The organism is Flagellimonas sp. 389 (genome assembly GCF_018449435.1).
Classification (GTDB): Bacteria; Bacteroidota; Bacteroidia; order Flavobacteriales; family Flavobacteriaceae; genus Flagellimonas.
Map to the genome: position 1 here is coordinate 95,429 of NZ_JAHCMU010000005.1, position 12,178 is coordinate 107,606.

General features: G+C 38.7%; 8 protein-coding genes. 1 reads left to right on the top strand and 7 read right to left on the bottom strand.

From position 1 onward, the window contains the following. The first annotated feature begins 57 nt into the window (after positions 1-57). Positions 58-2,445 (top strand): outer membrane beta-barrel family protein, encoded by a 2,388-nt coding sequence (locus KIM67_RS05990; RefSeq protein WP_213830440.1) that lies wholly within the window; start codon positions 58-60, stop codon positions 2,443-2,445. A gap of 9 nt (positions 2,446-2,454) precedes the next feature. Here the strand turns inward: KIM67_RS05990 and KIM67_RS05995 are convergent, their stop codons facing one another. The 7 genes from KIM67_RS05995 to KIM67_RS06025 all read right to left on the bottom strand — a co-directional run bounded on the left by KIM67_RS05995 (position 2,455) and on the right by KIM67_RS06025 (position 12,089). Continuing rightward, entirely contained in the window at positions 2,455-3,558 is a 1,104-nt protein-coding gene (locus KIM67_RS05995) for a formylglycine-generating enzyme family protein (protein ID WP_213830441.1), read from the bottom strand. Between the two features lie 121 nt (positions 3,559-3,679). Further along, positions 3,680-5,011 (bottom strand): MFS transporter, encoded by a 1,332-nt coding sequence (locus KIM67_RS06000; RefSeq protein ID WP_213830442.1) that lies wholly within the window; start codon positions 5,009-5,011, stop codon positions 3,680-3,682. A gap of 38 nt (positions 5,012-5,049) precedes the next feature. After that, positions 5,050-5,232, bottom strand: coding sequence for a CPXCG motif-containing cysteine-rich protein (locus KIM67_RS06005; protein ID WP_213830443.1), 183 nt, complete (start codon positions 5,230-5,232; stop codon positions 5,050-5,052). 76 nt (positions 5,233-5,308) lie between these two features. Further along, complete coding sequence (locus tag KIM67_RS06010) at positions 5,309-6,637, bottom strand: TolC family protein (RefSeq protein WP_313788427.1); 1,329 nt, start codon at positions 6,635-6,637, stop codon at positions 5,309-5,311. After that, complete coding sequence (locus tag KIM67_RS06015; RefSeq protein ID WP_213830444.1) at positions 6,634-9,918, bottom strand: efflux RND transporter permease subunit; 3,285 nt, start codon at positions 9,916-9,918, stop codon at positions 6,634-6,636. The genes KIM67_RS06010 and KIM67_RS06015 overlap by 4 nt, the downstream gene beginning before the upstream one ends. Continuing rightward, positions 9,915-11,051 (bottom strand): efflux RND transporter periplasmic adaptor subunit, encoded by a 1,137-nt coding sequence (locus KIM67_RS06020; RefSeq protein WP_213830445.1) that lies wholly within the window; start codon positions 11,049-11,051, stop codon positions 9,915-9,917. The genes KIM67_RS06015 and KIM67_RS06020 overlap by 4 nt, the downstream gene beginning before the upstream one ends. A 150-nt stretch (positions 11,052-11,201) precedes the next feature. Continuing rightward, on the bottom strand, positions 11,202-12,089 hold the full coding sequence (locus KIM67_RS06025) for a hypothetical protein (RefSeq protein ID WP_213830446.1): 888 nt from the start codon (positions 12,087-12,089) through the stop codon (positions 11,202-11,204). Positions 12,090-12,178: the final 89 nt, after the last annotated feature.

Sequence of the window (12,178 nt, forward strand, 5' to 3'; positions counted from 1 at the left end):
ACTTTTCCAAAAAAGGACTGTACACAGCGATAGTTTTGAAAAAAATAAGAGGTGACAATGGGTAAAATATTAAAAGTTATTGTTGTAATTATGGTCCTGAGCATACAAGCTAATATATACGGACAAACCATAACATCGGTTACTGGCAACGTACTAAATACAAAAAAAGAGGTTGTATTGGGAAACGCCCTTATCATCTCTCCATTAGACTCCACTATTATAACGGGAACAACTTTTTTTGAAGGAAAGTTTGAGTTAACAAATCTTAACGAGCGTAAAATACTTCTAAAACTTACTTCGCTCGAATTTAAAGACACATTTATAACTATAGATTTTAAAGGAATTTCGGATATCGACTTGGGGGATATCATCGTTGACGAAGCAAGCAATGCCTTGGAAGAGGTGGTACTGGTAGCCAACCTCCCCTTATTCGAAACCAAAAATGATGGAACAGTACAAGTTAATGTAGAGAACACAGTATTAGCAACAAGTAACTCCGTTCAAGAGATTTTATCAAGGTCGCCCAATGTATTGGTTGAAGATGAAGGTATTTCAATTATTGGAAAGGGTACGGCCATCATCTATTTGAACGGTCAACGTATTTTTAGCGAGCAATTGGCAAACGTACAAGCTTCCGAAATCAAGAACATCGAAATTATATCCAATCCCTCCGCAAAATACGACGCTGAAGGACAGGCAGTAATCAATATTGTTACCAGTACTTCTACAATGGAGGGGATAAAGGGAATGCTAAGCCAAAATGTTAGTGTTTCGGACTTTTCACCAACCAATACAAACACCAATTTTAATTTTGATTATAGAAAAAATCGTGTTTCCATAACAGGGAACTATGGAATGCAGTTAGGAGCTTATCGTTTTTTATTGAATACGACCAGAAACAGATCAGGAGAAGGAGATTCTTTTAATTCGGATATTACAACAGATTGGGAAAGAGAGCAAAAATATTTTGCCAACTACGGAGTTGGAGTACAGTACAATTTCACGGATGAAAGCTATTTGTCCATCGGTTACAATGGCCTCAACCACGCTCTGGGAGGAACCGAAAGCAGCAACAACGACATTAACTTCAATAGTGTATTGGAACAATTTGAAAGTATTGTCAACAAAGACGACCTCACCACCCAAAATGCTTATGTTCTAAACTATTTTCAATCACTGGACTCTCTAGGTTCTTCATTTTATTTTGGGGGTCAATATTCTCGTAATAATACCGCAATAGATGATATTATTGATGAAGAATCCGTTAGTGAAGGGCAAATATCAAGGCGTACACTTAAAAATCTTGTAGATAGGGAAATTCCCATTTACAGCGCAAGACTGGACTTTACCAAAGTATTTTCAGAAAAAGGACAGCTGGAGACCGGAATTAAATTTGGGAACGTCCAGAATACTTCAGACTCTGACTTTCTGGTCTCGACCAATGAAGCCGATTTTACTCTAGATGAAGACCTTTCAAGAGAATTTGAATACAATGAACAGATTTATGCAGCCTATATCAATTACAGTAAAAGTGTATCGGAAAAAGTGAATTACAATTTTGGACTACGGAGTGAATTGACCGAATATGAACTTGCAACGGACAATCTAGAAGCTCCAATAAAGGATGATTACTTAAATCTATTCCCAAATGCTTCAATAGGATTAGTCTTGAATGAAAACAAGTCCTTTTTCGCCTCTTATGCTTCAAGAATAGCGCGCCCAAGATATGAATCCTTAAATCCCACTATCATCTACCAGGATGCCTTTACCTCAATTCAGGGAAACCCCAATATAGTGCCGGAAAAAATCCACGCTTTTGAAATCGGGGCAAATCTCCGTAAAATAACCTTAAAACTTGGTTACAATTACACTTTAGATCCAATAACAGGCGGAGCGGTTCAAGGAGAGGACCCAAAGAGTTATATACTACAACGCTTAAATAGTAATAGACAACATGATGTTTTTGCCAATGCAATCTTACCTTTCAATATCGATTGGTGGACGTCTATGAATTCCGTGACCGTTAGTTACAATAAATTAATAGACACCCAATCCTCTTTTGGTTTCAAAGAAACTCGACCACAGGCTTACCTCTACACCAATAACAAATTCACCTTGTTCGAAGGTATGAAGCTACAATTAATAGCTTGGTACCTGAGTAATCGCTATGATGGAATTTATTCTAGAAAAAATCAAGCTGAAATCACGTTGGGATTGGAGAAGGATTTCTTCAATAACTCTTTAAAACTCCAAGTGGTCGCCAATGATATCTTTCAAACGAATAAGCCTGATGGCGACTATCGCCTTGGAAATACATTGATTTTTTTCGATAGGATCAATAACACCCGGTACTTTAGGTTTATGGCTACCTATAATTTTGGAAAGTTGACAAAAACCAACTACCAACGCAAGTCCACGGGTGACGACGAAAACAATAGACTGTAGAAATTATAGTTAATCTCTTTTTGATAAAGATTTCACCGTTCTAAAACCCAAATGCTCTTGTGCAGAATCCGTACTATTCGCCATTCTTGAAGAAATGCGATAACTTGCACAATACGATTCATGGCAAAGAAATGAACCTCCTTTAATCACTTTTTCCTGTACATAGGGGTTGTTGGCATTAAAGGCCTCCTTAGCACCTTGAGGATTGATAATCACCTCTTCTGAATTGGCCAATGTTCTGTAATACTTGGTATTGTACCAATCCGAAGTCCATTCCCATACATTCCCCGATGTATCGTAGAGTCCAAAAGCATTCGCCTCAAAACTTTTTACTGGAGCGGTACCTTCAAATCCATCTGCTTCATTATTTTCATTTGGAAAAGTTCCTGTCCAGATGTTTGCCCTATTTTCTAAACCATCTTTAAGTACGCCCCAGTGGTACGGAGCATCTTTAACTGCATTCCCACGAGCGGCGTACTCCCATTCTGCCTCTGTTGGCAATCGATGCCCTTTCCATTCACAGTACGCCAATGCATCTTCAAAAGATATGTGAACTACGGGATGATTTTCTTTCCCGGTTAAATCACTTCCCGGTCCTTTAGGATGTTTCCAGGAAGCTCCTACTTTCCACTTCCACCATTGTGATACGTCCATAAAGTTAGTAACGGGTTCGGGCGTTTTTCTAAATATCAATGAGCCTGGCTGAAAAATTGAATCGTGTGGCTTTGGAGTTCCCGGAGGCAATTGTTGCTTCATCTCCTCCCAATCCAATGCCCGCTCTGCAACGGTAACGTAACCGGTAGCTTCTATAAACTTTTTAAATTCTGCATTGGTGACTTCCGTAGCATCCATAAAAAATCCATCTACTGTAACGGTATGGGAGGGTTTTTCGTGCGCCATAGCTAATTGATCCCCAGCTACAGCCCCTTGTTCAAAACTCCCTCCAGGAATCCAGACCATTCCTTCCGGTACTTTTACACCTTCAAGAAGACTATCTAGTATGGAATAACTTTCTTTTGGTTTTTCTTCGGATGGTTTTTGCTTTCTTGAATTACAGGAAAAAAGCAAAATCAAAAGAAGGACACCTATACTTTTATAATAGTTTAAAATCATGCCTATTGGTTTTTAGGTAAACGAAGATACAAAGGCGTTTTTGCCTTTCGACAAGCTTGTTTCATAAAAAATAGATTGAAAACAATAGTACTTCCTAAAGAGAATATACTTTTCGAAGATTTTATGTTACCTCCAAAATTGGTTTTCTTCTTTGTGTGAAATTTAAGATCATTAACACAGTGATAATTAAAAAAATCATTCCACCGATTATGAAAACTTTCGTTGCTAAAAACTCAAACAAAACTCCGCCTAGAATGAGCCCAAACATACTGGCGATACTTCCCATGCTATTCCCATAGCCCTGAATAGTTCCTTGCATAGTTGATTTACCTGTTCTGGACAAGAGTGCCATAAAGCTTGGCCACATTAATCCGTTCCCTATGGAAAGCAGTGTATTTGCCAAATAGATAATCAATAAACTCTGGTAAGATAATAGTAGAAATGACAGCGCCAATACAAACGAACCTACCAGGATTAGCTTTTCATTGCTCACTTTTCCCTCTAGTTTAGTAAGTACCGGACCTTGGACAATAATCATGATAAGACTTGAGTATGCCAAAAAAACACCCAAATTCGTAGAGGACCACTCCAAAATGGTATTCGCATAAATGGGCAATCCTGCATAGAAAAGGCTAAATCCTAAAAAGGTGAGAAAATAGACAAGGTACAGCAAAGGAATCCCAGGTTCTTTCAAAACCATCTTTAAACTGGTTTTTTGTGGGCCCGCCTGCAGCTCACCTTCTTGATAGCAGTCTTTATGCTCGACCTGAAAGAATCGACGTAGCGAACGCAAACCTACTTTACCGGTATTAACGACGCAAGGAACACTTTCCTTTAATTGTGTGTTGATTACAAATATGGCCACTAATGAGATTATGGCAGCCAAAATCAAAGGCAAGACCTCACCCAAAATAGTTGATGCTAAAACCCCTGCAAAAGCCGGCCCCAGTACAAAGCCCAGACTGGTCGCGGCACCCATTTTTCCAAAATTTGAATTTCTGTCCTCATCGGTAGAGATATCGGATAGGTAAGCGTTGGCGACAGAGATGTTTCCGCCCGTAAAACCATCAAAAATTCTGGCCAGGAAAATAATGACCAAGGGCAGGGTCATCACATAACTTCCTGTAATATTTGTATTCTGTGACCATAACTCGGTTTCGGGAAGGATAAAGGCCAACAAGAAAAGTGTCCAGGCAACAAAGGTTCCCAACTGGCTTATGACGAGTACTTTTTTTCGCCCAATTTTGTCGGAAAGCCGCCCTAATATGGGTGCACCTATAAATTGAAAAAAGGGGTACATAGCTCCCAGGATTCCATAGATAAAACCGTTTCCTCCCAAATCCGTTACTATAAAAATAAGAATAGGTACTACAATGCTATAGCCCAATATTCCAATGAAATTGACCAATAAAATAGGAAAAATCTTAGGAGAAATGAGCTTGGGAAGCTTCATATAAAGTTAAAAATCCGTTCCTTTTAAAGATACGGATTTTATTGTCCCAATTCCCTAGCTTCAAAACGAACAAGTTCTTGATTTTCAAAAGCCGTATTTGCTTCAATAGGATTGCAACATACCTCGCAATCCTCAACATAGGTTTGGTTGGATACCGACATATCCAGCAGAAAAGAAATCTCTTCCCAACAATAGGGACATTGAAAAAAATGTTCGTGCATATCTTATTCAAAAACAATTCTTACGAGTTCAATATCTCGACTGCGCTCGATATGGCTTAACGTATCAATTCGCCGATCAAAAGTCTACGTTCAGCAATTGACCGCTTATTTGCAACATTTGTAATTCGGCCAGTTTAGCACTGTATTTGGCTTGACTTTGTGCTAACTCCGCATTCAATAAATTTAACTGTGCCTGCCTAAATTCTATAGAGGTGACTTGGCCCAACTTATAGCGTTCGTCTGTTCGTTTAAAGTTGTTTTGGTTGGTCTGCAAATTCTTTTCCTGCACTTCCAAAACGAACAATGCGTTAGTGTAACTATCCCATGCATTTCGGATATCGCGCTCTACTTCCAGCTCTATTTGTTTTTTTAGCAGTTCTTGATTTTCGTATCCGATTTTTACATTTTTTATACCAGTAACCCCTCTTCCACCATCAAAAAGGTTCCATGTTAAGTTAACCGCTCCCGTTACTCCTGTTGAAGTGTTCTGAATTAAGAAAGCAAGTGGACTGTTGTTGTTGGATTCATTCCAACCGTATGTTCCCGTCAAACCAATGGTGGGCAAAAAAACGCTTTTAGCGGCCTTAACATTATATTCGTTGATAATCATTTCTTTATCCACAATCTGTAAACGAACATTGTTCAATTTTGCTTCTTCGTGCATGTTCTCCATTTGTAGCCCAGGAACAAAGTTGACCGTAGTATCTGCTAAAAACTGGTTTGAAAGCTCTTGGTTCAAGACTAGGTTTAAATCCCGCATTGTATTGCGTAACTGTTGTCTGGAATTTAAAAGATTGATGCTATCCGTATTTATATCCACCTCGGCATTCAACACATCTAAGCCCGTATTCTGTCCATATTCAAATTGATATTCAGCACGTTTCAATCGCTCCTTTGAAATTTCTAAGGCCTGCCCAAGATTGTTGGTGTTTTCGGTCAATCTGGCTACTTCGTAATACACCGTAAACAACTGAAGAATTGTGTTTTCTATGGTTTGTCTTACTTCTAATTCCGACTGTTGTGAGCGTTCCTTAAAACTTTTATAGGTGTACCGTCTGTTGAGACCATCGAACAAGGTATAGTTTACATCTACGGATGCATTGTAACGTCTTGTTTCTGCGCCATCCGCTGTACGCACATCGCCACTTGCCAACTGACCTTCTGTATTCTGTACATCTATACTTCCGCCTCCTATTGCGGTTACCGTTGGCAAATATCCAGAATTTAAGATGCTGGCATTATTATCATCGATTTTTTTTGTGTTTCTGGCGACCCTAATGTCCAAATTATTTTCTAAAGCCAAATCAATAGCTTCTTCTTTGGACAGTATTTTATCCTGAGCTTGTATTGAATGTATGTGAACCAGTAAAAAAAAGGGTAGTGTATATAATATACTTCTCATCATCTTGTTTCTTCTAAAACTTCTGAAACGTCTTCGTTGGATTCTATATGGTTTGTACTTCCGTTGAGCTTGTGCGTACCTTCCAACATAAACTGTTCTTCACCTTGCTCTTTAATAGCGCGCTCCACCTCTTCTTTGGAAACTTTTTCACCAGTCCATATTCTCTTGCTCCAAACTTTTATATTATTTCCGAACGAAAGGAACAAAGGCAACATGACCAAGGTCAAAACGGTGGCAAAACCAATACCATATGCAATAGAGATGGCCATTGGTTTAAGAAATTGTGCCTGTCTACTTTTTTCCAATAGCAATGGTGCCAAACCAGCAATAGTGGTAACAGAAGTTAAAAATATAGCTCTAAAACGAGAGCGACCGGCTTCATATATAGCTTCGTTGAATTTGAGACCATTACGAAGGTTTATATTGAATTTACCAATAAGTACCAGACCGTCATTGACCATGATACCTATAAGGGCAATAATGCCCAGCATGGAAAGGATATTAATTGGAAAGCCATGTATCCAATGCCCCCATGCCACAGCCGTTAAACTAAAGGGCACCAAAAGTATGAGCAATAAAGGTTGACTAAAACTTCTAAAAGTAAATGCTATGGTCACAAAGATCAGAAAAAGTACCGTAAGGCCTGCAAAACGTAAGGAACCTATAAGTTTATTTGCCTCTCTGTTCTGTCCTTCGTAAGATGGGGTTATTGAGGGATATTTTGATAATATCTCTGGCATAACATCTGTACGAATCCAAGTCATTGCATCCGTTCCACTAGTCGTTTCCGGGTCTTTTAAATCAGATGAAACTTGAATTTCCCGTAGCCCGTCCAAGTGATTGATAGCAACATCGCCGCGTTCAATGGAGTACGTGGCAATTTCCTTAAGTGGTATCCGCTCTCCATTGGGCGCTGAAATCCGCATCTCGTCCAAATCAGCAATGGAAGATCTATTATCTCTATCGTAACGGACCCAAACCCGAATCTCGTCCTGTCCTCTCTGAAAACGTTGTGCTTGGGCACCAAAAAAACCCGATCGCACTTGGTTCATAACGGTTTGGAGATTCAATCCAAGTAAATAAGCGTTTTCTTTTAGTTCCAGTCGTATTTCTTTGATTCCCGCTGGATCGTTATCGGTAACATCCTTTAAAAGCGAATTGTTCAGCATCGCTGTTTTTAATTCTGTCTTAGCTGCTTTGAGTTCTTCTATATTATTTCCTAAAAGTGAAACAGAAACTGGATCACCCCCAAAATTGCCCCCAGAACCATAGATAAGACTTTCCACACCTACAACTGGACCCACCAATTCCCTAAGCCGTGTGGTCACCAAGTCTGCCCTGATCGCATCTGGACGTTCTTCTCCAGGCAATAAATTAATGATCAATCTTGCTGATGAGGAGCCCGGGCCCACATTTTTAAGCATGTTTTCGAACAACATCTTATCCGTTTCCTGTAAATATTCATCCGTTAGCTCTTGATTTACTATTTGTGCTTTGTCCTGTATTAAACTGATAATGGAATCTGTTATTTTTTCGTTAGTTCCATTCGGCATAGACAATTCCACTGCAATCTGATCACTGGCAATTCTTGGAAAAAACGCAGTTCTTATGATGCCTCCCCCTATAGACCCAAAGGTCAAAACAAGTGCCATAAAAAAAATGGCAAAAGTGAGTAATTTATAGTCTAGGGCAAAGCGTAATGTAGGACTATATAACTTGTCACGCATCCAAGCCATGGATTGGTCACCCATTTTATTGATAACCCTCAATTTGGAAAAAACACGGGCAACTCCATTCTTAGGTCCCTGCTTTTGTGGTTGAAGTGCTTTTGAATGTGCCAAATGTGCAGGTAATATAATCAGTGCTTCCACCAAAGAAACCACCAAAGTCAATATGACGATTACAGATACCTCACTAAAGAAATCACCTATCCTTCCATCCAAAAACAGAAAGATTGAAAATGCTAGTATCGTGGTTATGATTGCGGAAAGAATAGGGGGAATAACCTCCATGGTACCATCTATAGCCGCCTGAACGGGTGTTTTTCCTTTTTCGTAATGTTGATAGATATTTTCGGCTATCACGATACCATCATCCACCAAAATCCCAATAACGATAATCATCCCAAATAAAGACAGTACATTAATGGTAACATTGAGCATTGGAGCAAAAACAAACATCCCCAAAAAAGCTATCGGTAGGCCAAAAGCCACCCAAAACGCCAATCTGGTATTCAAGAAAAGAGATAGAAAAAGAAGCACTAAGGCCATACCTACAATGGCATTTTCCGTAAGTAGGTCTGTACGTTGCGTAAGTGTTTTGGACAGATCCCTAACAACATCCAATTGAACATTGGTGTATTTCTGATTGAAATCCTCTATATACTCTTTTACATTCTCCGCAGAACCGATTAAATCTTCGGTGTTGGTACTTGTTATTGTCACGTTTACCGATAAGTCGCCATTGAAGTAGGATACATTTGGTGTTTCGGAAAAACGATCACGAATCTTTGCTACGTCCTTTAATCGTATGACTTTACCGGATTCATCTGCCCGTACCACCAGATTCGAAAGTTCATCACCATAATAGGAGCGGTTGTTTGCCCTTATCAGATATTCCTCCGAATTGGTTTTTATATTCCCTCCCGTCACCAAAATATTGGCACCTGAAACGGCTTGTGCTACATCGGCAAAAGAAATATCGTAGGCCAAAAGACTATTCTCATCAACAGCAATTTCTATTTCTTCATCTGGATACCCTGCAATTTCTATTTGTGATATCCCATCGATTGCACGCAAATCATTTTCTATCTGGCGACCTATCTGTTTTAAGGTTACCAACGGAATATTATTTCCACTTACCGCAAAACTTATAGTAGGTCTTACCGCTTCTAGTTTTGAAACCACAAGAGGTTCCATACCTGTAGGAAATGTGGGGACTCTATCGACTGCGTTTTTAACTTCCAATAACATGAAATCGATGTCCCTGCCTTTTTCAATCTCTACGTTTATGGTTCCGCTATTTTCACTTGAGGTCGAGGTCACCCTATCCACTCCTTCCAAACCTTTGAGGTTATCCTCAATTTTTAGAACAATACCTTCCTCTACTTCTTGTGGGGATGCTCCAGGATATGTAATTGCTATAACAACATTTCGTGATTCTGCAAGTGGGAAAAATGATGATTTTAGCGAAAGTGCCCCAACAATACCAAAAATGAAAAAAGCAATAATGATTACATTTACCGCTACGTGATACTTAATGAAATAAGATATTACCTTTCTCACGATTTCGCCTTTTTATCTTGATTTTCGTCATATACCTTCACCAGCATTCCTGCATATGCACCCGTGAGCGATTTGGAAACAATCACTTCACTGTCCGGCACATCTTTTAGCACTACTTTTTTATCCGTGAAATATACGGGCTTAACGTCTATTAAATCAAGTACTGAATCGCGTACCACAAAAATTTGATTGTTCTCAAGTAACAATGAACGGTCTACTTCGATGGCATTGGCTTCTTCTTTTGCCTCTACATTGGCCTCCAAATATTGTCCTTCTTTCAAGTTTTCGCCACTAACCTCTATAAATACGGTTATGGTCTGCGAACTTTGGTCAACACGTCCATTAATTCGAGTTACCTCACCCATATAATCCTGTGTATTCTCCAGGTTTGAAAGTTGTACTTTTTTTCCCAATTTTAAAAAATCTCCGTACGTTTTACTAACGGACACCTCTAATTCATAAGCTCCCACGCTTATGAACTCTCCTAATTTTTGTCCTGCCCGTATCAAGGTTCCTTCTGTCACCAAAGCTTCGGTCAGGACACCATTAAAAGGTGCAGCAATATTATACTTGGAGAGACGCTGTTCAAGGTTCTTTACATTATAATAGTTGGATATAATACCTCTACCGGAAATAAAGAATTTTTCCTTCTCTGTAGTAATTTCAGGTAATTTGGGAGTACTGTTGTTTAAATCGAAGTTATTTAAATATTCTTGCCATTTGGTATAGATTTCTGGATAATCCAATCGTAAGTCCGGCATAATGGAAGTCAACAGATTGTACAAATCGCTTTTGGCGGATTGTACGCTGGCATAATACTCATTGGCATCGATTCTGATTAAAGTCTGTCCGGTACTATATTCCTGACCTGTCCTAAATAATTTACTTCCAGACCTGAAAACGCCCTGAACCTCAGAAAACAGTTCAACACGTTGCTTTGCCCTTAAATTTCCATTAGCGGGAACTACTATTGGAATAACGCTATTTAGCACCGTATCTACAAAAACAGTCTTGACAACTTGTTGTGGCTTTGGTCTTCTATCCTTTTTGCTTCCCGCAATCAATCCAGCGAAATATAATGATGCAAAAATAATTAGGCCGCCTACAACAGCAGAAATAATAAGCTTACGCATGTGTCGTATAAATTAGTCCCTGCAAAACTATCCCCTCCTATAAGTTTGAAGGGTTAAATATTTCATAAAATGTTTATCCTTTTAATTTTTGACAAAAAAAAGGGGATACACGCCTGTATCCCCAAACCAAACAAACTAAAGTATAACTAACTACTCATTATCGTCTTCGTCTTCGAATTTTGTGTCCGCCATTCTAGAACGTTTTAATTGTATTTCATTGAATTTAGGATTCAATGTTTTTTCGTCAGAATCAAAAACTAAAAACTGTTTTGTATCCATTTCGTTTAATCCTTTGTAGGAATTAAATCTGTTGTTCTGTATCTGTAGAATTTTTAAACTTGCCAATTGTGCAAATTCTAGAGGTATTTCGCCACCTAATTGGTTATTTGCCAATACCAATTCCTTCAACTGACCTAGTTTTCCTATTTCTTGGGGAATTGTTCCCTCTAAATTGTTTTCAAAAAGACCTAGTGCCTCTAAGTTTGATAGGTTTCCTATGGAATTAGGGATAATACCCTTCAAGTTATTGCTAGAGAGATTAAGTTCTTTCAGATTTTTTAATTTCCCAAATGATGCGGGTATGGCACCCGTCAAAAAATTATTGAACATAGAAAAAACCTGAAGTGATTCCAATTGATTCACATCTGCTGGTAAAGATCCTTTGATTCTATTCATCTCTAAACGCAAGACTTGTAAATTTTCAAGTTTCACAATATTCTCGGGCAAAACGCCGGTAATATTATTGAAAGCAAGGTTTAAGTGCGTCAAGTATTTCAGTTTCCCTATACTTTCAGGAAGAATTCCTTCCAAATTGTTTCTAAAAAGGTTAATCTTTACAACATGGTTGTCCTTCACTTGTATACCTTTCCATGTATCCACGGGGTCCTTTAGGTTCCAAGGAGTGGTCCATTTTTCACCATTCATGCTTTTGAACAGATCTACCAATGCGTCTTTTTCCTTTTTGGAAACCGCTGCATTAATAAATAATTGGGAAGTAATACATACTACTATCAAACAAAAAAATGTCTTTCTGAGCATGGGTTATGCGTTTAGGTATCGTGTTATAGGTGCAAATATGGCAATGAAAGTAAAATCTTACAAATTAATTGGGTGAACTACGAGCAATA